General features: G+C 66.6%; 26 protein-coding genes and 1 pseudogene. 20 read left to right on the forward strand and 7 right to left on the reverse strand.

Features of this window, described 5'->3' with window-relative positions:
• Positions 1-17: 17 nt before the first annotated feature.
• Genes proS through ACIDOCELLA78_RS98560 form a run of 5 tightly spaced genes read left to right on the forward strand, consistent with a single transcriptional unit; the run spans position 18 to position 4,669 of the window.
• Positions 18-1,331, forward strand: coding sequence for a proline--tRNA ligase (proS, locus tag ACIDOCELLA78_RS98540; RefSeq protein WP_201727633.1), 1,314 nt, complete (start codon positions 18-20; stop codon positions 1,329-1,331).
• Positions 1,331-2,578 (forward strand): lipoprotein-releasing ABC transporter permease subunit, encoded by a 1,248-nt coding sequence (locus ACIDOCELLA78_RS98545; protein WP_201727634.1) that lies wholly within the window; start codon positions 1,331-1,333, stop codon positions 2,576-2,578. The genes proS and ACIDOCELLA78_RS98545 overlap by 1 nt, the downstream gene beginning before the upstream one ends.
• Positions 2,571-3,248, forward strand: a complete 678-nt coding sequence (locus tag ACIDOCELLA78_RS98550) for an ABC transporter ATP-binding protein (protein ID WP_201727635.1) — start codon at positions 2,571-2,573, stop codon at positions 3,246-3,248. The genes ACIDOCELLA78_RS98545 and ACIDOCELLA78_RS98550 overlap by 8 nt, the downstream gene beginning before the upstream one ends.
• A gap of 22 nt (positions 3,249-3,270) precedes the next feature.
• The gene (locus ACIDOCELLA78_RS98555; RefSeq protein ID WP_201727636.1) at positions 3,271-4,209 is read left to right on the forward strand and encodes an alpha/beta hydrolase; all 939 of its coding nucleotides are present in this window, start codon (positions 3,271-3,273) and stop codon (positions 4,207-4,209) included.
• Positions 4,199-4,669, forward strand: a complete 471-nt coding sequence (locus ACIDOCELLA78_RS98560; protein WP_201727637.1) for a phosphate-starvation-inducible PsiE family protein — start codon at positions 4,199-4,201, stop codon at positions 4,667-4,669. The genes ACIDOCELLA78_RS98555 and ACIDOCELLA78_RS98560 overlap by 11 nt, the downstream gene beginning before the upstream one ends.
• On the opposite strand, the gene ACIDOCELLA78_RS98565 is transcribed toward ACIDOCELLA78_RS98560, so the two are convergent.
• Positions 4,629-6,434 carry an ABC-F family ATP-binding cassette domain-containing protein gene (locus ACIDOCELLA78_RS98565; protein ID WP_201727638.1) on the reverse strand — a complete coding sequence of 602 codons (1,806 nt, stop codon included), beginning with the start codon at positions 6,432-6,434 and terminating at the stop codon, positions 4,629-4,631. The two genes, ACIDOCELLA78_RS98560 and ACIDOCELLA78_RS98565, sit on opposite strands and share 41 nt — an antisense overlap.
• Positions 6,435-6,501: 67 nt before the next feature.
• On the opposite strand from ACIDOCELLA78_RS98565, the gene ACIDOCELLA78_RS98570 reads away from it, so the two are divergent.
• Positions 6,502-8,103: an NAD(P)/FAD-dependent oxidoreductase gene (locus tag ACIDOCELLA78_RS98570; RefSeq protein ID WP_201727639.1), complete on the forward strand. Its 1,602-nt coding sequence runs from the start codon at positions 6,502-6,504 to the stop codon at positions 8,101-8,103.
• A 38-nt stretch (positions 8,104-8,141) separates the two neighbouring features.
• Here the strand turns inward: ACIDOCELLA78_RS98570 and ACIDOCELLA78_RS98575 are convergent, their stop codons facing one another.
• The 3 genes from ACIDOCELLA78_RS98575 to ACIDOCELLA78_RS98585 all read right to left on the reverse strand — a co-directional run bounded on the left by ACIDOCELLA78_RS98575 (position 8,142) and on the right by ACIDOCELLA78_RS98585 (position 10,543).
• Complete coding sequence (locus ACIDOCELLA78_RS98575; protein ID WP_201727640.1) at positions 8,142-9,047, reverse strand: GNAT family N-acetyltransferase; 906 nt, start codon at positions 9,045-9,047, stop codon at positions 8,142-8,144.
• A gap of 370 nt (positions 9,048-9,417) precedes the next feature.
• On the reverse strand, positions 9,418-10,194 hold the full coding sequence (locus tag ACIDOCELLA78_RS98580; RefSeq protein ID WP_201727641.1) for an exodeoxyribonuclease III: 777 nt from the start codon (positions 10,192-10,194) through the stop codon (positions 9,418-9,420).
• Positions 10,195-10,201: 7 nt separating this feature from the next.
• Entirely contained in the window at positions 10,202-10,543 is a 342-nt protein-coding gene (locus ACIDOCELLA78_RS98585; protein ID WP_201727642.1) for an iron-sulfur cluster assembly accessory protein, read from the reverse strand.
• A 79-nt stretch (positions 10,544-10,622) separates the two neighbouring features.
• On the opposite strand from ACIDOCELLA78_RS98585, the gene ACIDOCELLA78_RS98590 reads away from it, so the two are divergent.
• Both ACIDOCELLA78_RS98590 and ACIDOCELLA78_RS98595 read left to right on the forward strand, forming a co-directional pair.
• Entirely contained in the window at positions 10,623-11,765 is a 1,143-nt protein-coding gene (locus tag ACIDOCELLA78_RS98590; RefSeq protein ID WP_201727643.1) for a deoxyguanosinetriphosphate triphosphohydrolase, read from the forward strand.
• 9 nt (positions 11,766-11,774) lie between these two features.
• The gene (locus tag ACIDOCELLA78_RS98595) at positions 11,775-13,565 is read left to right on the forward strand and encodes an arginine--tRNA ligase (protein ID WP_201727644.1); all 1,791 of its coding nucleotides are present in this window, start codon (positions 11,775-11,777) and stop codon (positions 13,563-13,565) included.
• A gap of 320 nt (positions 13,566-13,885) precedes the next feature.
• Here ACIDOCELLA78_RS98595 and ACIDOCELLA78_RS98600 read toward each other — a convergent pair whose 3' ends face one another.
• Positions 13,886-14,182: a hypothetical protein gene (locus ACIDOCELLA78_RS98600; RefSeq protein ID WP_249674951.1), complete on the reverse strand. Its 297-nt coding sequence runs from the start codon at positions 14,180-14,182 to the stop codon at positions 13,886-13,888.
• A 174-nt stretch (positions 14,183-14,356) separates the two neighbouring features.
• Here ACIDOCELLA78_RS98600 and ACIDOCELLA78_RS98605 point away from each other — a divergent pair, with 174 nt between their 5' ends.
• The 12 genes and pseudogenes from ACIDOCELLA78_RS98605 (at position 14,357) to ACIDOCELLA78_RS98660 (ending at position 21,886) form a co-directional block, all read left to right on the forward strand.
• Complete coding sequence (locus ACIDOCELLA78_RS98605; RefSeq protein ID WP_249674995.1) at positions 14,357-14,452, forward strand: hypothetical protein; 96 nt, start codon at positions 14,357-14,359, stop codon at positions 14,450-14,452.
• Positions 14,453-14,462: 10 nt separating this feature from the next.
• Entirely contained in the window at positions 14,463-14,864 is a 402-nt protein-coding gene (locus ACIDOCELLA78_RS98610; protein ID WP_283770800.1) for a glycoside hydrolase family 3 N-terminal domain-containing protein, read from the forward strand.
• On the forward strand, positions 14,813-15,388 hold the full coding sequence (locus ACIDOCELLA78_RS98615) for a glycoside hydrolase family 3 N-terminal domain-containing protein (RefSeq protein ID WP_283770801.1): 576 nt from the start codon (positions 14,813-14,815) through the stop codon (positions 15,386-15,388). The genes ACIDOCELLA78_RS98610 and ACIDOCELLA78_RS98615 overlap by 52 nt, the downstream gene beginning before the upstream one ends.
• Complete coding sequence (locus tag ACIDOCELLA78_RS98620) at positions 15,385-16,080, forward strand: site-2 protease family protein (RefSeq protein ID WP_201727645.1); 696 nt, start codon at positions 15,385-15,387, stop codon at positions 16,078-16,080. Before ACIDOCELLA78_RS98615 ends, ACIDOCELLA78_RS98620 begins: the two co-directional genes overlap by 4 nt.
• Positions 16,067-16,861 (forward strand): ScpA family protein, encoded by a 795-nt coding sequence (locus tag ACIDOCELLA78_RS98625; RefSeq protein ID WP_201727646.1) that lies wholly within the window; start codon positions 16,067-16,069, stop codon positions 16,859-16,861. The genes ACIDOCELLA78_RS98620 and ACIDOCELLA78_RS98625 overlap by 14 nt, the downstream gene beginning before the upstream one ends.
• Positions 16,854-17,411, forward strand: a complete 558-nt coding sequence (gene scpB, locus ACIDOCELLA78_RS98630) for an SMC-Scp complex subunit ScpB (RefSeq protein ID WP_201727647.1) — start codon at positions 16,854-16,856, stop codon at positions 17,409-17,411. Before ACIDOCELLA78_RS98625 ends, scpB begins: the two co-directional genes overlap by 8 nt.
• 48 nt (positions 17,412-17,459) lie before the next feature.
• Positions 17,460-17,903, forward strand: a complete 444-nt coding sequence (tatB, locus tag ACIDOCELLA78_RS98635; protein ID WP_201727648.1) for a Sec-independent protein translocase protein TatB — start codon at positions 17,460-17,462, stop codon at positions 17,901-17,903.
• A 9-nt stretch (positions 17,904-17,912) separates the two neighbouring features.
• Positions 17,913-18,718 (forward strand): annotated as a pseudogene (gene tatC, locus ACIDOCELLA78_RS98640) (twin-arginine translocase subunit TatC).
• On the forward strand, positions 18,711-20,021 hold the full coding sequence (serS, locus tag ACIDOCELLA78_RS98645) for a serine--tRNA ligase (protein WP_201727649.1): 1,311 nt from the start codon (positions 18,711-18,713) through the stop codon (positions 20,019-20,021). The pseudogene tatC and the gene serS overlap by 8 nt, the downstream one beginning before the upstream one ends.
• A gap of 75 nt (positions 20,022-20,096) precedes the next feature.
• Positions 20,097-20,966, forward strand: coding sequence for an MBL fold metallo-hydrolase (locus ACIDOCELLA78_RS98650; RefSeq protein ID WP_201727650.1), 870 nt, complete (start codon positions 20,097-20,099; stop codon positions 20,964-20,966).
• Positions 20,967-20,984: 18 nt separating this feature from the next.
• Entirely contained in the window at positions 20,985-21,422 is a 438-nt protein-coding gene (locus tag ACIDOCELLA78_RS98655; RefSeq protein ID WP_201727651.1) for a YeeE/YedE family protein, read from the forward strand.
• Positions 21,422-21,886, forward strand: a complete 465-nt coding sequence (locus ACIDOCELLA78_RS98660; RefSeq protein ID WP_201727652.1) for a DUF6691 family protein — start codon at positions 21,422-21,424, stop codon at positions 21,884-21,886. Before ACIDOCELLA78_RS98655 ends, ACIDOCELLA78_RS98660 begins: the two co-directional genes overlap by 1 nt.
• On the opposite strand, the gene ACIDOCELLA78_RS98665 is transcribed toward ACIDOCELLA78_RS98660, so the two are convergent.
• Both ACIDOCELLA78_RS98665 and ACIDOCELLA78_RS98670 read right to left on the reverse strand, forming a co-directional pair.
• Entirely contained in the window at positions 21,835-22,242 is a 408-nt protein-coding gene (locus ACIDOCELLA78_RS98665; protein ID WP_201727653.1) for a metalloregulator ArsR/SmtB family transcription factor, read from the reverse strand. The genes ACIDOCELLA78_RS98660 and ACIDOCELLA78_RS98665 overlap by 52 nt on opposite strands.
• Before the next feature lie 179 nt (positions 22,243-22,421).
• Positions 22,422-23,189 carry a thiazole synthase gene (locus tag ACIDOCELLA78_RS98670; protein ID WP_201727654.1) on the reverse strand — a complete coding sequence of 256 codons (768 nt, stop codon included), beginning with the start codon at positions 23,187-23,189 and terminating at the stop codon, positions 22,422-22,424.
• Position 23,190 lies beyond the last annotated feature (1 nt).

Consider the following 23,190-nt stretch of genomic DNA (forward strand, 5'->3'; position numbering starts at 1 on the left):
ACCGATCAGGACTCATCATGCGCCTTTCCCGCTCGCTCATTCCCACCCTCAAGGAAACGCCCGCCGAAGCGCAGATCGTCTCGCATCGGCTGATGCTGCGCGCCGGGCTGATCCGCCAGCAATCGGCCGGCATCTATGCCTGGCTGCCGGCTGGGCTGCGGGTCCTGCACAACATCGCCAATATCGTTCGCGAGGAACAGGCGCGCGCCGGCGCCCAGGAAATCCTGATGCCGACGATCCAGTCCGCCGAGCTGTGGCGTGAAAGCGGACGCTACGACGCCTATGGCCCCGAAATGCTGCGCATCCGCGACCGTCACGATCGCGAGATGCTCTACGGCCCGACCAACGAGGAAATGCTGACCGCGATCATGCGTGATTCGGTACAGTCCTACCGTGACCTGCCGCAGATGCTCTACCAGATCCAGTGGAAATTCCGCGACGAGGTTCGCCCGCGCTTCGGCGTGCTGCGCGGCCGCGAGTTCTTCATGAAGGACGGCTACAGTTTCGATCTCGACTATGAGGGCGCGGTTGAAAGCTACCGGCGGATGATGCTGGCCTATATGCGCACCTTCAAGCGCATGGGCGTGCGTGCGGTGCCGATGCGCGCCGATACCGGGCCGATCGGCGGCAATCTCTCGCATGAATTCCATATCCTGGCGCCGACCGGCGAGAGCGGGGTGTTCTACGACGCAAGCTTCGAGACGATAGAACTCGGTGATGATGCCTATGACTACGAAAACCGCGCCGATCTCGACGCGTTTTTCGACCGCATGACCTCGCTCTACGCCGCGACCGACGAGAAGCACGACGAGGCCGCCTGGGCGAAAGTGCCCGAGGATCAGCGCCGCGAGGGCAGGGGGATCGAGGTTGGCCAGATTTTCTATTTCGGCACCAAATACAGCCAGGCGATGAATTTCGCCGTGGTCGGGCCGGACGGCGCGCGCGTGCATCCCGAAATGGGCAGCTATGGCATCGGCGTCTCGCGCCTGACCGGTGCGATCATCGAGGCGAGCCATGACGAGGCGGGCATCATCTGGCCCGACGCAATCGCGCCCTTCCGCGCCTCGATCCTCAATCTCCGCCAGGGGGACCAGGTGACCGACGCGCTTTGCGAGCAGATCTACGATGCGCTGGGTCGCGATGCGCTCTATGACGACCGCGATGCCAGGGCCGGCGAGAAATTCGCCGATGCCGACCTGATGGGCCATCCCTGGCAGATCATTGTCGGCCCGCGCGGCGCGGCGAAGAGCCAGGTCGAGCTCAAGCACCGGCGTACCGGCGAGCGCGCCGAACTCGATATCGAGGCGGCGCTCGCGAAAGTGCGCCTCTGATGTTTTCCGCCTTCGAGCGCCGGGTCGCTTTCCGTTATCTACGCGCTCGCAAGGGCGAGCGGTTCGTCTCGATCATCGCGATCTTCTCGCTCGTCGGCATCGCGCTCGGGGTGGCGACGCTGATCATCGTGATGAGCGTGATGAACGGATTCCGCCAGGAATTGCTGGCGCAGATCCTCGGCCTGAACGGCGATATCGGCGTCTACGGCGCCGGGCACAACATTTCGCAATACGACGCGGCGGCGCAGAGGCTCGAAAAGATCCCCGGCGTGATCAGCGCCATCCCGATCGTGCAGGGCGAGGTGCTGATGACCGGGCCGCATGGCGGCGCGATCGGCGGGGTGGCGCGCGGCATCCAGCCGGACGGGCTGGCGAAGCTGCGGACCGTCTCACGGCACATCGTCGCCGGCTCGCTGAAGGATTTCACCGGCGGCAACATCGCAATCGGTGCCGGCGTCGCCAGCCAGCTCGGCATTTCGCTCGGTGGCACCATCACCCTCGTGCTGCCGCAGGGCGACGCCACCATCATCGGCACCATCCCGCGCATCCAGAGCTTTCATGTGAGCGCGATCTTCCGCACCGGCATGGCGCAATACGATTCCAGCTTCGTCTTCCTGCCTCTCGCCTCGGCGCAGACGCTCTTCCGCGCGAAAGACGCCGCGACGCAGATCCAGCTTTTCGTGAAGAATCCCGACAACACCGCCCCGATCAAGGCCGCCATCCCCACGGCGATGGGCAGCGCGCCGGTCAACGTGGTGGACTGGCAGAACAGCAACAACGCCTTCTTCGCGGCGGTCAATGTCGAACGCAACGTGATGTTCCTGATCCTTACGCTGATCATCATCGTTGCCGTGTTCAACGTCGTGTCCTCGATGATCATGATGGTGAAGGACAAGACTGCCGATATCGCCATCCTGCGCACGATGGGGGCGACCTCCGGCTCGATCATGCGGATCTTCTTCATGGTCGGCGCTTCGGTCGGCGTGATCGGCACAATCGCCGGCTTCGGGCTCGGCGTTGTCTTCTGTGCGCATATCGAGCAGATCCGCCAGTTCGTGCAGGGGCTGACCGGCACGCAGCTCTTCAACCCAACCGTCTATTATCTTGAATCCCTGCCGGCGAAGCTGGTCTGGAGCCAGGTGGTCGAGGTCGTGGTGATCGCCATTGGCCTGTCCTTCGTCGCCACACTCTATCCGAGCTGGCGGGCGGCGCGAACCGATCCGGTGGAGGCTCTGCGCCATGAGTGAGGTTCTGAAACTCGATGGCGTCGTCCGCACCTTTCACAGCGAGGGCGAAAATCTTCACATCCTGCGCGGCGCCGATCTTTCGCTGCGCAGCGGCGAGATCGTCGCGCTGGTGGCGCCTTCGGGTTCCGGCAAGTCCACGCTGCTGCACCTCGCGGGGCTTCTCGAAAAGCCGGATGCCGGCACCATCCGCATCGGCGGGATCGATACCGCGCGCCTTTCGGATTCCGAAAAGACCACGCTGCGCCGCAACGAAATCGGCTTCGTCTATCAGGCGCATCATCTTCTCGCCGAATTCACGGCGCTCGAAAACGCCGCGCTGCCGCAGCTCATCGCGGGGCGCTCCCGCAAGGACGCCGAGGTCCGGGCCGCCCATCTGCTCGATGCGTTCGGCCTTGCCGCGCGCGCGAACCATCTGCCCGGCAAGCTCTCGGGCGGCGAGCGCCAGCGCGTCGCGATCGCGCGCGCCATGGCGAACGCACCGAAACTCCTGCTTGCCGACGAGCCGACCGGCAATCTCGATGTTGCCACCGCCGATCTCGTCTTTGCCGAATTGCTGCGGGTGGTCCGCAAGGAAAACATCGCGGCGCTGATCGCCACCCATAATCCCGATCTTGCCGCCCGCATGGATCGCGTGGTGATGCTGCGCGATGGCCATCTCGTCGATGGCTGAACAACAAGGGGAGACACCGTCAATGGCAGAACTCGACAGCAGCGCCACTATGGCGCTCGAACTCATCCGTGCCGCGGGCCGCCCGCCGGCCGACCAGCTCAGCCCGGCCGAAGCGCGGATCGGCTATCTGCTGGCGCGCGGCGCCCTTTCGCCCGAGCCGCCGGCGATCACGCAGGTGCGCGATCTCGATGCTCAGGGCCGCAACGGCGCCATTCCGCTCCGCCTCTATCGCGATGGGGACGACACCGCGGCGCGCGGCTGCCTCGTGTATTTCCATGGCGGCGGCTGGGTGATCGGCGATCGCGATACCCATGACGTCGTCTGCCGGCAGATCGCGCAGCGTAGCCGCGCGGTGGTCATTTCCGTCGATTACCGGCTCGGCCCTGAACACAAATTCCCTGCCGCTGTCGAGGATGCGATCGACGCCACCATCTGGGTCGCCAAGCATGCCGGTGAACTGGGCGTCGACGCGAAGCGCCTCGCCGTCGGTGGTGACAGCGCGGGCGGTAACCTCGCCGCCGTCGTCGCGATCGATTCGCGCGACAATGCCGGCCCTGCCATCGCGCTTCAGGCGCTGGTCTACCCTTCGACCGACATGCTCGGCTCGACCGAAAGCCACGAGGTCTTCGGCGAGAACTACATGCTGACGAGGGCGATGATGACGTATTTTCGCGCCCATTACCTGCGCTCGGAGGCGGACAAGGCGGACTGGCGGGCTTCGCCGATGCGCGCCGCACGGCATGACGGCCTGCCGCCGGCGCTCGTGATCACCGCCGGGTTCGACCCGCTGCGCGATGAGGGCGAGGCCTATGCACGGCGGCTTGCGGAGGTCGGCGTTCCGGTCACGCTGCGGCGTTTTCCGGGGCAGATTCATGGTTTCCTGACGATGGGCCGGGTGATTCCCGAGGCTGGCGAGGCGATTGACGAACTCGTCGGGGCGTTGGCGGCCCGTGGCATCTGACGGAACAGAAAGGCCGCGCGGGCGCTGGCGCGGCCTCGTCTTCCGCGGCTACGACATCGCGGTGGATGCCGTTATCCTCGGCGTGATACCGCTGATGCTCGTCGCCCTCGCTTTCGCTTTTCTCGAGGCGGTTGCTAGCACGATCCATCTTGTGCCCGATTTCCGGGCGGAAACGATGGATACGTTCACCCTTCGCGTGCTGGTCGAACAGATTCTCGACGTTGTCATCCTTATCGAGCTGTTCAACACCTTCATGGATTATGCCCGAACCCGGCGAATCAGACTCTCGACGCTGCTTGACGTGACAATCGTGTTTTCGCTTCGCGAGGTGCTGATCAAGCTCTATGGCCAGAAATTCTCGGCTGAAGACATTCTCACGCTGGTTGTCCTTATCATCGTGCTGGTGATTGCGCGCAGCATCACGATGAGGTTTTCGCCTCATCAGCAGCCTCGCGCCTGAGTTCGAGGTCGAGCCATTCCGCCTCGAGCGCGGCGAGCCTCGCCTGCAATCCGCCCACCGTTTCGCTGACCTTGCGGAATCCGTTTGGATCGCGGGTGAAGAAATCGGGGTCGGCGAGGCGTGCCTCGTGCCGGGCGATGCCGGCCTGAAGCGTTTCCATCTCGCCTTCGAGTTCCTTCAGCCGGTGACGGTCGCGAAAGGAGAATCCCGAAGCGGCAGCCTTCGGTTTCGGCGGCGTTGCAGCCGGCTTGCGCGGTCCTGCCTCGCGGACCTCGCGTGTGCCGCGCTGGGCCAGCATGTCCGCATAGCCGCCCGCATACTCGATCCAGCGCCCGTCGCCTTCCGCCGCGAGCGTCGATGTCGCGATTCGGTCGAGGAAGTCGCGGTCGTGGCTGACCAGCAGCACCGTTCCATTATAGTCCGATAGCATGTCCTGCAGGATGTCGAGCGTTTCGAGGTCGAGATCGTTGGTCGGCTCGTCGAGGATCAACAGGTTCGAGGGGCGCGCCATCGCGCGGGCCAGCAGCAGCCGGCCGCGCTCGCCGCCCGACAGCGTGCCGACCGGCGTGCGTGCCTGCTCAGGGCGGAACAGGAAATCCTTCATGTAGCCGACGACATGGCGGAATTGCCCGCCGACCTCGACCATGTCGCTTCCTCCGCCGGTCAGCGTGTCGGCCAGGGTGCAGGCCGGGTCGAGGGCGGCGCGCTGTTGGTCGAGCGTCGCCACGGCGAGGTTGGTGCCCTGGGTGATCGTGCCCGAGTCCGGTTCGATCTGGCCGGTGAGCAGCCGCAGCAGCGTGGTCTTGCCCGCGCCGTTCGGCCCGACGATGCCGAGCCGGTCGCCCCGCAGCACCCGCAGCGTCAGGTCGTGGATCACGCTGCGTTCGCCGAAGGATTTCGAGACGTGCTCGGCATCGACGATGATCTTGCCGGAGAGTGCGGCGGCGCTCGTCGTCACGTTCATCTCCCGCGCCTCGCGCCGCTCCTCGCGCTTGCGCGTGCGCAGGGCCGCGAGTTCGGCAACGCGGCGGACATTGCGCTTTCGCCGCGCCGTCACGCCGTAGCGCATCCAGTCTTCCTCGCGCGCGATGGCGCGGGAGAGCTTCTGCGCGTCGCGCTCTTCCTGTTCGAACACCTCGTCGCGCCAGGCCTCGAAATGCGCGAACCCGCGATCGATGCGGCTGGTCCGGCCGCGATCCAGCCAGACGATGCTGCGCGTTACCGTTTCCAGCAGCCGCCGGTCATGGCTGATCAGCACGATGCCGGCGCGCGAGGCCTTCAATTCTGCCTCCAGCCATTCGATCGCCGGCAGGTCGAGGTGGTTGGTCGGCTCGTCGAGCAGCAGCACGTCCGGTTCCGGCGCCAGCACCTTGGCCAGCGCCGCGCGCCGCGCCTCGCCGCCGGAGAGGCGGTCGGTGCTCTCGGCGCCGGTCAGCCCGAGCCGATCGAGGCAGGCGCGCGCCCGGTGCCCGTCCACTTCCGGATCGAGCCCGTCGAACACGTAATCGAGCACGGTCGGGAAGCGGGTGAGGTCCGGCTCCTGCGGCAGGTAGCGCAAGGTGGCGCCGGGCTGCAGGAATCGCGTGCCGGAATCGGCCTCGGCCAGACCCGCCGCGATCTTCAGCAGAGTTGACTTGCCCGATCCGTTGCGCCCGACCAGGCAGATCCGCTCGCCCGCGGCAATGCCGATCTCCGCTCCATCGAGCAGCGGCGCGCCGCCGAGCGAAAGCCTTACGTCTTGCAGGTTGAGCAGGGGAGGGGCCATGCGCGCCTTGTGGCCAATCGCGGATCGCATGGCAAGCGAGCGCCGATCGGAGTATGAGAGCGCCGTCATGATCCGCCTGACCGAAATCCGCCTGCCGCTCGACCACGCCCCCGACGCCCTGCGCGATGCGGTGCTCGCGCGCCTTGGCATCGGCGAGGGCGCGCTGCGCGGCTTCACCGTCTTCCGCCGCGCCGTGGATGCTCGCCGCAAGGCCGCGATCGTCCTTACCTACACGATCGATGTCGAAGCCGTGGACGAGGCGGGGCTTCTCGCTCGCCACGCGGCGAGTCGCCATGTCGGCCCGACGCCTGACATGAGCTACCTGTTTCCGAAATCTTCGCTGCCGCCGCGCCGGCCCATCGTGGTCGGCACCGGCCCCTGCGGTATCTTCGCCGCCCTCATCCTCGCCCAGGCCGGCCTGCGCCCGCTGATCCTCGAACGTGGCAAGGTGGTGCGCGAGCGCACGAAAGATACCTGGGCGCTCTGGCGGCGCGGCGTGCTGACGCCCGAATCCAACGTCCAGTTCGGCGAGGGCGGGGCAGGGACGTTCTCCGACGGCAAGCTCTACAGCCAGATCAGCGATCCCAACCATCTCGGCCGCAAGGTGCTGACCGAATTCGTCGCCGCCGGCGCGCCGGAGGAGATCCTCTACGTCGCGCATCCGCATATCGGCACGTTCCGCCTCGTCGGCATGGTCGAGACCATGCGTGCGACGATCGAGCGCCTCGGCGGCGAATACCGTTTCGACGCCAAGGTGACCGATCTTGTCATCGACACCATCGGCGACGCCCGGCAGGTCCGTGGCGTGATGCTCGAGTCCGGCGAGACGATCGAGACCGACCACGTCATTCTCGCCATTGGCCATTCCTCGCGCGATACCTTCGCCATGCTGCGCGACCGCGGCGTGCATCTCGACAAGAAGCCCTTCGCCATCGGTTTTCGCATCGAGCATCCGCAATCATTGATCGACCGCGCCCGCTATGGCGATCATGCCGGCCACAAGCTGCTCGGCGCGGCCGATTACAAGCTGGTGCATCACGCGAAAAACGGCCGCAGCGCCTACAGTTTCTGCATGTGCCCCGGCGGCACCGTCGTCGCCGCGACGTCCGAGCCGGGTCGGGTCGTCACCAATGGCATGAGCCAGTATTCGCGCAACGAGCGCAACGCCAATGCCGGGATCGTGGTTGGCATTTCGCCGGAGGATTTTCCGGGGGATGTTCTGGCCGGCGTCGAGTTGCAGCGCCGCCTCGAAGAGGCGGCCTATGTGGCAGGCGGCTCGACCTATCACGCGCCCGGGCAACTGGTTGGCGATTTTCTCGCCGGCCGTGCCTCGACGGATTTCGGCGCCGTGATCCCGTCCTACCGCCCCGGCGTCACCCTCACCGATCTCGCGACACTCCTTCCCGATTACGCGATTGAGGCGATCCGTGAGGCGTTGCCGGCCTTCGGGCGCAAGATCCCGGGCTTCGACCGTGAGGATGCGGTGCTGACCGGTGTTGAAACCCGCACCTCGGCGCCCATCCGCATCACCCGCGGGGCGGATGGCCAAAGCCTGAACACGCACGGCCTGTTTCCCGCCGGCGAGGGGGCGGGCTATGCTGGCGGCATCCTCTCGGCAGGGGTCGATGGTATCCGCGCCGCCGAGGCCGTTGCCCGCAGCCTCCGCTGAGACGGACATATCCACGCCCGATCCCGCTGGAAGCGGTTCTACCGGCCGAGAGCGCGGCGCACGCCCAGCAACGCGTTCAACACCGCCGAACTGCGCGAGACGCAGTAGCGAGGCACGACAGTCCCGCCAAATCCGCTCAGCATCAGAAGGTTGGGCAGCGCGCCATCCACGACGTGGATATTGTCCATGTCGAAAATACGATTCGCGGCCGCCGCATTCTGAATGGCCGACCAGATCAGCAGGTTGATGGCGCCGAAATGGGCTGACGGGTCCCGTGCCGACATGAAGTAGAACTCGCGCCGCTCGCACCATGCCGTGAGGATTGCGGCCTCCGGCGTATTGTCGGGCCTGATTGCCGCCAGCACCCGCCCGCGTCGGCGCCGCAGAATCTCTCCAACCAGGGAGGCCAGCGTCGCGTCGTCATAATGGTTCCTGCGGTCGCTCCGGCGCAGGCAATCCTTGTAGAAATCAAGGAAATGCGCGGGCTCGTCCCACGTCGTCACGGTCAGGCCGTCGCCTGCACGGCGAATGGCGTTGCGCGTCTTGTCGCGCATCCGCTTCCACAAATGCTCTTCCGGGTGCGGCGCAATCTCGACCGACCATTGTACAGTGCTTAAAAACCCCGCCTTGTCGAACGCCAGCGTATTTGCGGTTTCCGGATGAAGCCTGAACCAGACATGAGCCGCCTTGGGAAGTTGAGCGATCAACTGGCTGCAAATCTCGATTCCCTTGGTCGATTTGACGGCGCCCGGCGGATCGAACTCGGCCGCGATCGCCGGCCCCAGGCAGTGGGTGAGATCGGGGATGCGCACCACATCGAAGCTGCGTGCCCGCCGCTGGACGATAAAGGGCAAGCGTCCCGCAAGACGCCCTCCGGATTCCACCCTGACCTCACCAAACGCTCCACCGGAAGCCGCATCGAGCCACCAATGTTCATGGAACACGGTAGGGGATAGCCAGGATGTCCCGAAACGGCGTCGTTCATGTCGCGGTTCATGATTCTCCTCCCGGGAAAATCAATGGGCGCGGCCAGAGGCGTTAGCAACGTTTCAGATTGTCAACGAAAATGATGACAAGTCAGTCAAAATAAATAAAATTTGTAAAGGAATATCTGATGTAATAAAAAAATAAATTTTTTGTTAATCAAATCGAATTCTAACATCAACCAAATGTGATCTAGGACATTGCCTGAAAACGCGAAGATCTTCGAGTTGCGTTTGGCAGGATGGCCAGAAGACGTTCAGCTTGCCGGATGAAGGAAACCCGCCCGGCACATGCGCGCTCCGCCTCGCCGCCCGCGAGCGCCTTCGCCGCTCAGGACGGGTCACGGAGCGTCACGATGACCGGCACATGGTCAGAGGGTTGCGGCTTGTCCCGCTCCTCGCGCGCCACCCGCACCGTCTCAAGCCGTTCCGCTACGCGCGGCGAGAGCAATGCGTGATCGATCCGCAGCCCTCTGTCGCGCTGCCATGCGCCGGCCTGATAGTCCCAGAACGTATAAAGCGTCTCACCCGGATGCAGCGCTCGCAGCGCATCGGTCAGGCCGAGCCAGATCAGCCCGCGGAATGCCGCCCGGCTTTCCGGCCGCACCAACGCGTCATCCGCCGCCAGCGCGCCTTTCGCCAGATCCGCATCGGTGGGGCCGACATTGTAATCGCCGGCGAGGATGAAATCGCGATCATGCTCAAGCAGCGAGGCGGCATGCAGGCGCAATTTCTCCATCCAGTCGAGCTTGGCGGCGAAGCCGTCGTCGCCGCCGGAATTGCCATTGGGCAAATAGAGATTGCCGACCAGCAGGCCGCCGGCCTCGACCTCGATGAAGCGCGCCGCCGCGTCTTCCTCCTCGCCGGGAAGGCGACGATGCGTCACCTTCACCGGCGCGCGCGAAAGCACCGCGACACCGTTATACGCCTTCTGCCCGACGATCTCGGCGCGGTATCCCTCCGCCTCGAAGGCCGCGGCCGGAAACTGCGCCGCCTCGCACTTGATTTCCTGTAGCAACAGCAAATCCGGCTGTTCGCGCTTGAGAAAATCCGCAATCAGCCCGGCCCGCACACGCGCCGAGTTGACGTTCCAGGTCGCGATCCGCACGCTGCGCTCAGTCGACCGAGAAGGACGAACCGCAGCCGCAGGACGAGGTCGCGTTCGGGTTGCCCACGGCGAAATAGGCCCCCATCAGCGTGTCCTTGAAATCCAGCTCGGCGCCATCGAGCAGTTCAAGGCTCGCGGGATCGACGACCACCTTCGCGCCGCCGTGCTCGAATACCACATCATCGGGCGCCACCTCGCGGGTGAGGTCGAACTTGTATTGAAACCCGTTGCAGCCGCCCGCCAGAACTTCCACCCGCAGGGCCGAATCGGGGTTTTCCACCGCGACGATGGCGGCGATCCGTGCCGCCGCCGCCTCACTGATCCGGAACCGGTTCACTGTCTCGCTCATGACGCGGAATATAGTCGCTCACCCGCCGGATCGCCAGCGTCGCTTGGACAAGCCTGCGCTCTCCTAGTAAGCCGGGGCCATGTCACTCGCCCCCTATGCCGCCCGCGCCGGGGCCTCGCGCGGCCGCCAGCATCCAGAGCCCGAAAGCGCGACCCGCTCCCCCTTCGCACGCGACCGCGACCGCGTGCTGCACTCGGCCGCCTTCCGCACGCTGCAATACAAGACCCAGGTCTTCGTGATCCATGAGGGCGATTTCTACCGCACCCGCCTGACCCACAGCCTTGAGGTGGCGCAGATTGCCCGCAGCATCGCCCGCGGCCTGGGGCTCGACGAGGACCTGACCGAAACCCTCGCCCTCGCGCACGATCTCGGCCACCCGCCCTTCGGCCATGCCGGCGAGGCCGGGTTGAACGACGCGCTCGGCGAGCATGGCGGCTTCGACCATAACGCCCAGAGCCTGCGCACCGTGACGCTGCTGGAGCGCCGCTATGCCGGGTTCGACGGGCTGAACCTCACCTGGGAATCGCTGGAGGGGCTGGCCAAGCATAACGGCCCGCTGACCGCGCCCCCTGCGTACATCGCCGCCTTCGATGCCGCCTATCCGCTCGATCTCGCCCGCCAGGCCTCGGCCGAGGCGCAGGTCGCGGCCCTGGCCGACGACATCGCCTATCATGCTCATGACATTGACGATGGGCTGCGCGCCGGCCTGTTCACGCCTGACGATCTCGCCGCCGTGCCGATCATCGGCGCCACGCTGAACGAGGCGCGCGCGTTGACGGCCGATCCGGTGCGTATCCGCGCCCATGCCGTGCGGCAGATGATCGGCGTGCTGGTCAGCGGCGCGCTGGCCGAGAGCCGCCGGCGGCTGGCCGCCCTCGCGCCCGCCGATTCCGAGGCGGTGCGCGCCTGTCCCGAACCGGTGATCGGCTTCGCCCCCGAGCTTGCCGCGGAGAATGCCGAAATCCGCCGCTTCCTTTACGCACGCATGTATCGCCAATGGCGCGTCAACCGCATGACCCACAAGGTCGAGCTCGTGGTGCGCGACATGGCCCGCCTGCTGCTCGCCCGGCCGGACCTGCTGCCGGAGGACTGGCGCAGCGCCGCCGGCGCGCCGCGCAGCATGACGGCGGCCGAGGCGGTGCGCGACTATATCGCCGGCATGACCGACCGCGCCGCGCTCGACGAGCATCGCCGCCTGACCGACCCCCATTCTCCCGCCTGAGGTTTCCGCATGTCCCACAACATCTTCATCGCCCTGCGCCGGCTGGTCCTGGCCGAAATGGCGCGCCTGTTTCCGGCTCTCGATGCGGAGGTTCAGGCGCGGATCGAGGTCTCGCCGACGCGGGAAGCCGCGCATGGCGACATGGCGACCAATGCCGCGCTGATCGCCGCCAAGCCGCTTGGCCGCGCACCGCGCGAGATCGCCACCGCCCTCGCCGCAGCGCTGGCGGCGCTGCCGGACATCGCGAAGGCCGAGCCAGCGGGGCCCGGCTTCGTCAACCTCACCCTGGCGGATCCGGTCTGGCACGCCGAAATCGCCGCCATCCTGCGCGCCGGCGAAGCCTTCGGCGCGAGCGCTATGGGGCAGGGGCGCCGTGTCAATGTCGAATACGTCTCCGCCAACCCGACCGGCCCGCTCACCGTCGGCCATTGCCGCGGCGCCGTTGTGGGCGATGCGCTGGCCTCGCTGCTAGCCAAGGCCGGGTATGACGTCACCCGCGAATACTACATCAACGATGCCGGCGCGCAGGTTACCGCACTCGCCTGGTCGGTCTACTGGCGCTATTTGCAGGCGCTCGGCACCCAGCTCACCGAAGAGGATTTCGCCGCGGCGACGCCGACCGGCCTGCAATATCCGGGCGATTACCTGATTCCGGTGGCGGAGGCGCTGGTGGCGGCCCATGGCGACGCGCTCGCCGGCCCGGGCCTGTCCATCGCGCCCGCCGGGGCCTGGCTCGACATGGTCCGCCGCCACGCGATCGAGGCGATGATGGCGCTGATCCGCGACGATCTCGCCGCCCTCAACGTCCGCCAGGACGTGTTCACCAGCGAGGCGGCACTGATCGCCGCAGGCGGAGTCGAGCGCGCCGAGGCGATCCTGCGCGGGCAGGACCTGCTTTACGAGGGCGTGCTGGAACCGCCCAAGGGCAAGACGCCGGAGGACTGGGAACCGCGCGAGCAGACACTGTTCCGCGCCACCGGCTTTGGCGACGATGTCGACCGCCCGGTCCGCAAGTCGGACGGTTCGAACACCTATTTCTTCAACGACATCGCCAACCACGCCGACAAGATGGCCCGCGGCTTCGACACCATGATCGATGTCTGGGGTGCGGATCACGGCGGCTACGTCAAGCGGATGCAGGCGGCGGTGAAGGCGCTCGCCGCCGGGCGCGACGCCTCGCTCGACATCGTGCTCTGCCAGATCGTCCGCGTGATGAAGGACGGAACGCCGATGCGCATGTCGAAACGCGCCGGCACCTATATCGAGCTGCGCGACCTGATCGATGCCGTGGGGTCCGATGTCGTCCGCTTCATCATGCTGATGCGCAAGTCCGACGCGCAGATGGAGTTCGACCTTGATGCCGCGGTGGCGCAAACGCGGGAAAATCCGGTTTTCTACGTGCAATATGCCCATGCGCGTTGCCGCTCGGTGCTGCGCGCCGCAGCGGAGCTGCCCGAACTCGGCGATACCGCCGATGCCGCCCTCGCGGAGGCCGCGCTCGCCGGCCTGACCGCGCCCGAGGAGCTGACGCTGGTGCGCCGCCTGGCCGCCTGGCCGCGCCTCGTTGAATCGGCCGCGCAAGCGCGCGAGCCGCACCGAATCGGATTTTTCCTGTATGATCTGGCTGGCGACTTCCATGCCCTGTGGAACGCTGGCCGCGCCGATGCCACGCTCCGCTTCATCCAGGCCGATGCCATCGAGGCCAGCCGGGCGCGGCTCGCCCTGGTCGCGGCGACCGCGATGGTCATCCGCTCCGGCCTTGCGGTGATGGGTGTTGCCCCGGTTGAGGAGATGCGCTGAGCGGCGCCGGCTGCCCGGAGAGACGATGGACCGACAGGATTACGATGACGAGATCGACATTCCGCCCTATGCGGTGCGGCGTCCGCCCACGCGCGGGTTCGATCCGGAAATGCGCCGTATCGCGCTCATCGCTGGCGGCTTCGCCGGGGCGATCGTCCTCGTCGCGCTGATCTGGGGCGGCGTGCATCCGCGCCTTGGCCCGCCGCCGGTGATCAAGCCGCCGCCGGGACCGATGCGGACCGCTCCGGCCAATCCCGGCGGCCTGCAGGTTCCGGGGGCGAACGAGCAGATCATGTCCGGTACGACCGCTTCAGGCCACCTCAGCTCGCGCCGCCGACACCACAGCCGGATTTCTCGAAGCTCGCCGCCGAGGCGAATTCGTCACAGCCGAAGCCCGCTCCGCACCCCGCGTCGACGGCCGCCGCGGCCTCGCAGAGCCGGCCGCCCGGCGCGGGCCTTTCGGCCCCCCTGCCGCCACCGCCGCCGTCATCGGCGGCCCCGGCATCTGGTGCGTCTGCATCCGGCGCGGCAGCGCCGGCGACACCGGCCGCCGCGCCGCCGGCAGCGGGAACCGCCGCGCCCAACCCGCAGATCGGCAAGGCGATGCCGGCGATCATCCCGCCGAAACAGGCCGCCAGCGCCGGCCCGCACGACATCCAGCTCGGCGCCCTCGTCTCGATGGCGAAGGCCGACGAAGCCTGGCAGATCCTGCTCGCCCGCGTGCCCGATCTATTGGCGGGCCGCACCCCCCTCGTCGTGCCGGGCACGGTGAACGGGAGGACTTCTACCGGCTGCGCCTCGGCGGCTTTGCCACCGCCACCGCCGCCACCACCTTTTGCGACCGGCTGAAAGCCCGTCACGTCGCCTGCTACGTTCCGCCGAAGTGAGACACCGACCATGAAGGCCGCCATACTCGGCATCGCCGGCACTACCCTTGCGCCGGAGGAACGCGCGCTGTTCGCCGAACATCCGCCGGCGGGCGTGATCCTGTTCGGCCGCAACATCGCCGATCCCGCCCAGCTGCGCGATCTCGTGGCCGCCCTGCGCGAGGCACTCCCCGCGGAGGCGGTGCTGATGGTCGACCAGGAAGGCGGCCGTGTGGCCCGGCTGCGCGCGCCGCACTGGCCCGAGCTTCCGCCAGCCGCCCAGCTCGGCGCGCTGTTCGCGACCGACCCCGACGCCGCCCGCAACGCCGCCCGCGCGCACGGCGCCGCGATCGGCGCGATGGCCCGCGACGCGGGTTCGACGTGGTCGCCGCGCCGGTGCTCGATGTCCCGGTCCCCGGCGCGCACGATGTGATCGGTGACCGCGCGATCGCCGCCGACCCCGCCGTGGTCGGCGCGCTGGGGGCGGATATCGCCTGGGGGCTGATGTTCCAGGGCGTCGTGCCGGTGATGAAGCACATGCCGGGTCACGGCCGCGCCGGGCTCGACAGCCATCATAGCCTGCCGCGTGTCACCGCCACGGCACTCGATGCCGACTTCGCGCCCTTCGCCGCGAATCGCGACCTGCCCTGGGGCATGACCGCCCATATCCTCTACGAGGCGCTCGACCCCGCGACTCCGGCGACCTTCTCCCGCAGGATCATCGAGGAGGTGATTCGCGGGCGGATCGGCTTCCGTGGGATTCTGGTCAGCGACGATCTTGCGATGGGCGCGCTTGACGGCACGCCGGTCTCGCGTGCCCTGCGCGCCCTTGCCGCCGGCTGCGACCTCGCCCTCTATTGCCCGGGCGAGCCTGCCGCCAACCGCGCGGTGCTCGAAGCCGTGCCCGATCTCGACAAGGCGCTGATCCTCCGCCTCAAACCGACGCCGGCGCCATGACCCATAACCCCATCCTTTCAGTGGCGATCAGTGTGCTTGCGGCGATCCCGGCGATCGTGCTGCATGAACTCGCGCATGGTTACGCCGCGCTCGCCCTCGGTGACCGAACGGCCCAGCGCGCCGGGCGGCTTTCGTTCAATCCGCTGCGCCATGTCGACCGGTTCGGCACGGTGATCCTGCCGCTGTTTCTCATCGCCAGCCAGCTCCTGACCATCGGCAGGATCGATTTCATGTTCGGCTGGGCAAAGCCGGTGCCAGTGGACCCGTCCGGCTTCCGCGATCCGCGGCGTGGCATGGCGATCGTCGCCGCCGCCGGCCCGCTTTCGAATTTTGTCCTTGCGCTTGCCGCGTCCTTCGCCATCGCCGCCTTCGGCAATGTGCCGATGCTTGGCGATTTCCTGCTCTATTTTCTGCTCTTCAACATCGTGCTCGGCCTGTTCAACCTGCTGCCGCTGCCGCCCTTCGACGGCGGGCGGATCGCCGTCGGCCTGCTGCCGCTGCCCGCCGCCCGGATGCTTGCCCGCGTCGAGCAGCTCGGCATCCTGCTCATCCTGTCGGTGATCTTCATCCTGCCCGCGCTGCTCGGCCAGTTCGGCATCCGCTTCAACCCGGTATCGGACGCGCTCAGCCTCTGGGTGCCGCGCGTCGCCGCCTGGTTCCTTCATCTTGCTGGCGTCAATGCCGGATTCTGACGCCGCGCCATCCCCCGAACCCGTCGAGGCCTTCATCGTCCGCTTCGAGGGGTTCGAGGGGCCGCTCGACCTGCTGCTGGAACTCGCCCGCGGCCAGAAGGTCGATCTCGCCAATGTGTCGATTCTCGCCCTCGTCGAGCAATATCTCGCGATCGTCGAGGGCGCGCGCCGGGTGCGGCTCGAACTCGCGGCGGACTGGCTGGTCATGGCCGCCTGGCTCGCCTGGCTGAAATCCCGCCTGCTGTTGCCCGAGGACGAGACCGCCGCCGAGGAGGGCGAGATCGCCGCCGACGTGCTGGCCGCGCGGCTTCAGGCGCTTGAGGCCATCCGCGAGGGCGCCGCCTGGCTGGGGGCACGGCCGCAACTCGGACAGGACGTCTTCCCCCGTGGCGCGCCGGAGGATTTCACCGAGATCGACCGTTCACGGCTGCGCGTCGATCTCACTTCGCTGCTGACGGCCTATCTCGCCGCCCGCCGCCGGTCCGGCGCGAAGCGGCAATACCGGCCGAAGCCGATGAATTTCTGGTCGGTACAGCAGGCGCTGGAACGTCTGACCCGGCTGCTCGGCGCCACGCGGGACTGGACCGATCTCGCCGGCTTCCTGCCGCCCGAACTGCCCGATTCGTCCGAACCGCCACTTGCCCGCCGCGCTGCTCTCTCCAGCACGCTGCTCGCCGGGCTCGAACTCGCCCGCGACGGCCAACTGGCACTCCGACAGGAGCAGCCTTTCGGCCCCATCCAGATCCGCCCCGGCCCGGAGCCCGAACCCGACCATGAATGATACCGCCCCGCCCAGTTCCCGCCCACACGCCGAACGGCTGATCGAGGCGGTGATCTTCGCCAGCCGGGAGCCGGTGCCGATGCGCACCCTCGCCACCCTGCTGCCCGAGGGCGAGGATCTCGACTCCGTGCTGGCGGCCCTGCGCGCCCGCCACGAGGGCGGCGGGATCGAACTCGTCGAGGCGGGGCAGGGAATGATGTTCCGCACTGCGCCGGATCTCGCGCCGGCGCTGCGCCGGGTGGTGGAAATCCCCCGCCGCCTGGCGCGCGCGGCGATGGAGACGCTCGCCGTCATCGCCTATCATCAGCCGGTTACCCGCGCCGAGATCGAGGAAATCCGCGGTGTCAGCCTCTCGCAATCGGCGCTGGATGCGTTGCTGGAGGCCGATCTGGTCACTCCGGCCGGCCATCGCGAGGCGCCCGGCCGCCCGGCGCTCTGGGCGACGACGCCGCAGTTCCTGGTGCAGTTCGGTCTCAAATCGCTGCGCGACCTGCCCAAGCGCAGCGATCTTCTGGTCGAACCGGCCGGCCCGGCCCCGGCCGATCCTTGACCTCGGCCGCAGGGCTGCTAGCAGAGAAGCCGGTTTAAGCGGACGGATATGCTCGGATTTTCCTGGCCAGAGATTGGCGTGATATTGATGGTGGCGCTTGTCGTCATCGGACCGAAAGACCTGCCGGTGGCGATCCGCACGGCAACCGCGGCGCTGCGCAAGATGCGCGGCCTTGCCAGCGAGTTCCAGGGCCATGTGCAGGAGCTGATGCGCGAGGCCGATCTTGCCGACATCGGCAACGACCTGCGCAATCTCCGCAATTTCGATCTCGGCAGCACGATCGAGCGCCATGTCGACCCCGATGGCACGATCCGCAGCAGCTTCGATTCGATCGATGGCGAGAGCTATGGAGTTCCTTCCGCTGCGGATGCCGTGATCGAAGGAACCGCGGATGACGATCTGCCGCCCGGATTGCCCGCTTTCGTTCCGCCGGACGCGGTGCGCGCCCGCCCGGTGCCCGCCTTCATTCCCCCCGGCACACGACTCTGGTAGGTCCGGCGCATGACATCCGATGAGACCGACGCGCCGCAGGATGCGGACCCGATCAACGACAAGGAAATGCCGCTGCTCGACCACCTGGCCGAGTTGCGCCGCCGCCTCCTCTGGTCAGGCCTTGCCTTTCTCGGCGCCTTCCTGGTGTCGTATTATTACGCACGCCCGATCTACCATTTTCTTGCCCAGCCGCTCGTCAACATCCTCAAGGAACGCGGGCAGAAGCCGGAACTCGTCTATACAGCGCTTTACGAGGCGTTCTTCACCTATGTGAAGGTCGCGATCTTCGCCGCCGCCTTCATCTCCTTTCCGGTGATCGCCACGCAGATCTGGCTGTTCATCGCGCCGGGCCTCTACCGGTCGGAAAAGCGCGCGCTGCTGCCTTTTCTGATCGCCACGCCGGTGCTGTTTTTCGCAGCGGCGCACTGGCTTATTATGTCATATTTCCAAATGCCTGGAAGTTTTTCCTGAGTTTTCAGACGAACCCGCACAACGCGAATTTCCAGATCAACGTGCTGCCGCGCGTCTCCGACTATCTCAACCTTGTGATGAAGCTGATCTTCGCCTTCGGCATCTGCTTCGAACTGCCGGTGCTGCTGACACTGCTCGGACGGGTCGGGATCGTCAACGCGGCGGCGCTGAAGAAATATCGTCGCTATGCCTATGTCGCCTGCTTCATCGTCGCCGCGATCCTGACCCCGCCCGACGTTTTTACCATGACGGGCCTGGCGCTGCCGCTGATCGCCCTGTTCGAGCTGTCGATCTTTGCGGTGAAGATGGTCGAGCCAAAAGCCGAGGTTACCGAGAATGCATGATCTGAAAGCCATTCGCGACGCCGCCGCGGCCTTTGCCGCCGCGATGCGCCGGCGGGGGATTGCCGGTGTCGAATTCCCCGGTTACCCGGCTGAAGGGGCCGACCACGCTATACTCGTGTACGACCGACAGCGGCGCGACGCCCAGACCAAGCTGCAAGGCTACGAGACCCGCCGCAATGAACTCGCTCGCGCGATTGGTCAGGCCAAGCGGGCCGGCGAGGATACATCAGCGCTCGAGGCGGAAGGCGCTGAGTTGCGCCAGAAGATCGAGTCCGCCAACGCCTATCTGGCGGAATCGGCACGAAAGCTGGACGAGATGCTCGCTGTCCTCCCCAACATCCTCTATGCCGACGTGCCCGATGGCCCCGACGAGTCGGCCAATGTGGAGCAAAAACGGGTCGGCGCACCGCCCGCGTTCGACTTCGAGGCCAAGCAGCATTTCGAACTCGGCGAAGCCCTCGGCCTGATGGATTTCGCCGGCGCGGCCAAGCTTGCGGGCGCCCGCTTCACCGTGCTGCGCGGCGATCTCGCCCGGCTCGAACGCGCCCTCGGCCAGTTCATGCTCGACCTGCATGTGAACGAGCACGGCTATACCGAGGTCTCGCCGCCGCTCCTCGTCAACGACGCGACAATGTACGGCACCGGGCAACTTCCCAAATTCGCCGAAGACCTCTTCAGCACCACCGACGGCCGCTGGCTGATCCCCACCGCCGAGGTGCCGCTGACCAACCTCGCCGCCGGCGAGATTCTCGATGCCGCCAGCCTGCCGCTGCGCATGACGGCGCTGACCCCGTCCTTCCGCTCCGAGGCCGGCTCGGCCGGGCGCGACACCCGCGGAATGTTGCGCCAGCACCAGTTCTGGAAGGTCGAACTCGTCTCCCTCACCACGCCGGAGGCCAGCGCCGACGAGCACGAGCGGATGACGCGCTGCGCCGAAACCGTGCTGGAACGCCTGGGGCTGCCCTATCGCCGCATGCTGCTCTGCGCCGGCGATACCGGCTTCTCCTCGGCAAAGACCTACGATCTCGAGGTCTGGATGCCGGGGCAGGGGACCTATCGTGAAATCTCCTCCTGCTCGAACTGCCGCGCCTTCCAGGCCCGGCGGATGAACGCCCGCTACCGTCCGGCGCAGACCGGCCCAAAGCCGGCAAAGCCCGATTTCGTTCACACATTGAACGGCTCCGGTGTTGCTACCGGCCGTGCCCTGATCGCGGTGATGGAGACCTACCAGAATGCCGATGGGTCGATCACGATCCCGGATGCGCTGCGCCCCTATATGGGAGGGCGCGCGCGGATCGGCTGACCGTCGGCACTATTGACCACAGCGTTCGGCCTCTCATATTCGGTGCACAGAATATGACCCCGTGAGGAGGCTGCGATGACTGTGCGCCCCGAAATACTGCCGTTTTTCGACCCCGCGACGAGCACGATCAGTTACATCGTGATCGATCCGACGACGTCTCGCGCCGCGATCATCGATTCTGTGCTCGACTACGACCCGAAATCTGGCCGGGTGTCGACGACTTCGGCCGATGCGCTGATCGCGAGCGTGCGCGAGCGCGGCCTCACCATCGACTGGATTCTCGAAACCCACGTCCATGCGGATCATTTCTCGGCGGCGCGCTATATCCAGCATAGCCTCGGCGGCGGGATGATCGGGATTGGCGATCATATCGCGCCGGTGCAGGCCAATTTCGCCGATATCTTCGATCTCGGTCCCGATTTTCCCATTGACGGAAGCCAGTTCAACCACCTGTTTCGCGATGGCGAACGCTTCGCGGTCGGCATGATCGAGGCCGAGGCGATCTATACGCCCGGCCACACGCCGGCCTGCATGTCCTATCATGTGGGTGACGCCGTCTTTGTGGGCGACACGTTGTTCCAGCCCGATTATGGCACCGCGCGCTGCGATTTCCCCGGTGGCGATGCGCACGCGCTCTATCGCTCGGTTCACCGGCTCTATGCGCTGCCGGGCGAAACCCGGGTCTTCACTGCGCATGACTACCAGCCCGGCGGGCGTGAGCCGCGATGGGAAAGCACGATTGCCGAGCAGAAGGCAGGGAACCTGCAAATCAACGCCGGCATCGGCGAGGAGCAATTCGTCGCCATGCGCGAGGCGCGGGATGCGACCCTCGCCGCCCCGGTTCTGATTCTGCCCTCTCTGCAGGTCAACATCCGCGGCGGTGATCTGCCGGCCCCCGCGCCGAACGGCCGGCGCTATCTGAAAATTCCGCTCAACACGCTCTGACCGCGAGGACCCGGCTGCATGCTGCTTCCAGCGCCTTTCCCCACGGGCTTCACCCCGCTGCCCGATCTCGCGGGCGGGCTGATGATCGGCGCCGCCGCCGCCATGCTCTGGCTCGGCATCGGCCGCATTGCCGGGATCACCGGAATCGCCGGAGACCTGATCCAGCGCTCCGGGCGGGACTGGCGGCTCGCCTTCATCTCCGGCCTGCTTCTGGCCGGCCTTCTCGCGCGGTCGTTTGGCGCCGCCCCGGCGATCCATGTCGCCGCCGGGCCGCCGGTGATGATCGGCGCCGGCCTGCTGGTCGGAATCGGCACCGCGCTCGGCGGCGGCTGCACCTCAGGCCACGGCGTCTGTGGTCTGGCCCGCGTTTCGCCGCGCTCGATTGTCGCGACACTCGTTTTCATGGCCGTCGCGGCGGTCGTGGTTTTCCTCACCCGTGACCTTGGAGCCGTATGATGCGCCGGCCCCTGATCGCTTTTGCCGCCGGCCTGCTCTTTGGTGGCGGGCTGCTGCTCTCGGATATGGTCGATCCCGCCAAGGTCCTCGGCTTCCTCAACATCGCCGGTCATTGGGATCCGAGCCTCGCCTTCGTCATGGCCGGCGGCGTTCTCGTCGCCGCGGCGGGGTTCGCATATGGCCGCCGCCGTGGCAGGCCATTGACTGGTGGGAGCTTTCCAGTGCTGCGGCGCAGCGGAATCACCCTTCGCCTTGCCGGTGGCGCTGCGATTTTCGGGATTGGCTGGGGAATGGCCGGGCTATGCCCCGGACCGGCCATCACCGCGCTTGCGCTCGATCCTTTGGCCCTCTGGCCATTCGTGATCGCAATGTTCGCCGGGATATGGATCGTCCGCTTGCTGGATGCCGCGCGTCAGTCGCAGCCGCCCACCTTGTCCATGCCCGCCGTGCAAAACAGGCGGTAGATCAATCCCACCACATCGCGCGCCGCATCGCTGCCCAACGCGTAATAGATCGTCCGCGAATCGCGACGGGTCGTAACCAGCCCGTCCTGTCGCAACCGTGCGAGCTGCTGCGACAGATGCGCCTGGCGGATGCCGAGTTCCCGCTCGAGCTGCCCCACCGAGGCTTCACCATGGGTAAGGTGACACAGAACCATCAACCGGTGAGGATTGGCGATGCACCGCAGAAACTGCGCCGCCATCGTCGCGTTGCGCATCATCGCGTCGAGTTCAATCTCGGTTTCGCTATCAACCGCCATCGTTTTCAGTTCGCCAGTCCGCAGCAAACCGTCTGCTGCCAGGGGCGCATGCTGACCCATTTCTTTGTCCCCGTAACCAAACTCTCTTTATCTGGACAGACTATGATCCGTTCGGTGATGATTTGGCAATATCAAAGGCCTTTCCGCGCGCGGGCAAAATGAACGCGCCAAGGGGGCGCGCGGGCGGCGCAACTCACGCTCCCGCGCTTGAAAGAGCCGGTACGGCGCCAGCCTGACCTTCACGCCCCAATCAGACCCAGTTCCGGGCTCGAGGCTTCGGCCCGCAGCCGTTTCGGAATCCGGCCGGCGCCGCGGGCGCCGAATCCGGCCTCGACCGCTGCCCGCATCGCCGCCGCCATCCGCACCGGGTCATGCGCCCGGGCAATCGCGGTATTCAGCAGCACGGCATCGCAGCCGAGTTCCATCGCCAGCGTCGCGTCCGACGCGGTGCCGATGCCGGCATCGAGCACCACCGGCACCGCACTCTGCGCGCAGATCCGCTCGATGTTGTAGGGATTGGCGATCCCGAGCCCGGAGCCGATCGGCGAGCCCAACGGCATCACCGCGGCCGCGCCCAGATCCGCCAGCTTGCGGCAGAGAATCGGATCGTCAGTGCAATAGGGCAGCACAGTGAAACCGGCCTTCACCAGCACGCCTGTCGCCTCGATCAGCAATTCGGCATCCGGATACAGGGTCTCCCGGTCGCCGATGATTTCAAGCTTGATCCAGTCCGTCTCCAGCGCCTCGCGCGCGAGTTCGGCGGTCAGCACCGCATCGCGCACGGTCGAGCAGCCGGCGGTGTTCGGCAGCAGCCGATAGCGCCCGCCCAGCGCATCGAGCAGTGATCCGCCATAGGCATCGAGGCTGATCCGCCTGATCGCCACGGTGACCAGCGAAGGTTCCGCCGCATCCAGCGCATCGAGCAGCACCTGCTGGTTGGGATAGGCGCTGCTGCCCATGAACAGGCGCGAGCCGAGCGCGACGCCCGCGATCTCGAAAGCGTTCATC

The sequence above is a fragment of the Acidocella sp. C78 genome, assembly GCF_907164655.1.

Excerpts from the sequence above, each read along its gene's own strand:
- proS (WP_201727633.1), top strand. The coding sequence starts at position 18 with ATGCGCCTTTCCCGCTCGCTCATTCCCACCCTCAAGGAAACGCCCGCC.
- ACIDOCELLA78_RS98545 (WP_201727634.1), top strand. The coding sequence starts at position 1,331 with ATGTTTTCCGCCTTCGAGCGCCGGGTCGCTTTCCGTTATCTACGCGCT.
- ACIDOCELLA78_RS98550 (WP_201727635.1), top strand. The coding sequence starts at position 2,571 with ATGAGTGAGGTTCTGAAACTCGATGGCGTCGTCCGCACCTTTCACAGC.
- ACIDOCELLA78_RS98555 (WP_201727636.1), top strand. The coding sequence starts at position 3,271 with ATGGCAGAACTCGACAGCAGCGCCACTATGGCGCTCGAACTCATCCGT.
- ACIDOCELLA78_RS98565 (WP_201727638.1), bottom strand. The coding sequence starts at position 6,434 with ATGGCCCCTCCCCTGCTCAACCTGCAAGACGTAAGGCTTTCGCTCGGC.
- ACIDOCELLA78_RS98570 (WP_201727639.1), top strand. The coding sequence starts at position 6,502 with ATGATCCGCCTGACCGAAATCCGCCTGCCGCTCGACCACGCCCCCGAC.
- ACIDOCELLA78_RS98585 (WP_201727642.1), bottom strand. The coding sequence starts at position 10,543 with ATGAGCGAGACAGTGAACCGGTTCCGGATCAGTGAGGCGGCGGCGGCA.
- ACIDOCELLA78_RS98590 (WP_201727643.1), top strand. The coding sequence starts at position 10,623 with ATGTCACTCGCCCCCTATGCCGCCCGCGCCGGGGCCTCGCGCGGCCGC.
- ACIDOCELLA78_RS98595 (WP_201727644.1), top strand. The coding sequence starts at position 11,775 with ATGTCCCACAACATCTTCATCGCCCTGCGCCGGCTGGTCCTGGCCGAA.
- ACIDOCELLA78_RS98600 (WP_249674951.1), bottom strand. The coding sequence starts at position 14,182 with ATGATCGCCGGCATCGCCTTGCCGATCTGCGGGTTGGGCGCGGCGGTT.
- ACIDOCELLA78_RS98610 (WP_283770800.1), top strand. The coding sequence starts at position 14,463 with ATGAAGGCCGCCATACTCGGCATCGCCGGCACTACCCTTGCGCCGGAG.
- ACIDOCELLA78_RS98620 (WP_201727645.1), top strand. The coding sequence starts at position 15,385 with ATGACCCATAACCCCATCCTTTCAGTGGCGATCAGTGTGCTTGCGGCG.
- ACIDOCELLA78_RS98625 (WP_201727646.1), top strand. The coding sequence starts at position 16,067 with ATGCCGGATTCTGACGCCGCGCCATCCCCCGAACCCGTCGAGGCCTTC.
- scpB (WP_201727647.1), top strand. The coding sequence starts at position 16,854 with ATGAATGATACCGCCCCGCCCAGTTCCCGCCCACACGCCGAACGGCTG.
- tatB (WP_201727648.1), top strand. The coding sequence starts at position 17,460 with ATGCTCGGATTTTCCTGGCCAGAGATTGGCGTGATATTGATGGTGGCG.
- serS (WP_201727649.1), top strand. The coding sequence starts at position 18,711 with ATGCATGATCTGAAAGCCATTCGCGACGCCGCCGCGGCCTTTGCCGCC.
- ACIDOCELLA78_RS98650 (WP_201727650.1), top strand. The coding sequence starts at position 20,097 with ATGACTGTGCGCCCCGAAATACTGCCGTTTTTCGACCCCGCGACGAGC.
- ACIDOCELLA78_RS98655 (WP_201727651.1), top strand. The coding sequence starts at position 20,985 with ATGCTGCTTCCAGCGCCTTTCCCCACGGGCTTCACCCCGCTGCCCGAT.
- ACIDOCELLA78_RS98660 (WP_201727652.1), top strand. The coding sequence starts at position 21,422 with ATGCGCCGGCCCCTGATCGCTTTTGCCGCCGGCCTGCTCTTTGGTGGC.
- ACIDOCELLA78_RS98665 (WP_201727653.1), bottom strand. The coding sequence starts at position 22,242 with ATGGGTCAGCATGCGCCCCTGGCAGCAGACGGTTTGCTGCGGACTGGC.
- ACIDOCELLA78_RS98670 (WP_201727654.1), bottom strand. The coding sequence starts at position 23,189 with ATGAACGCTTTCGAGATCGCGGGCGTCGCGCTCGGCTCGCGCCTGTTC.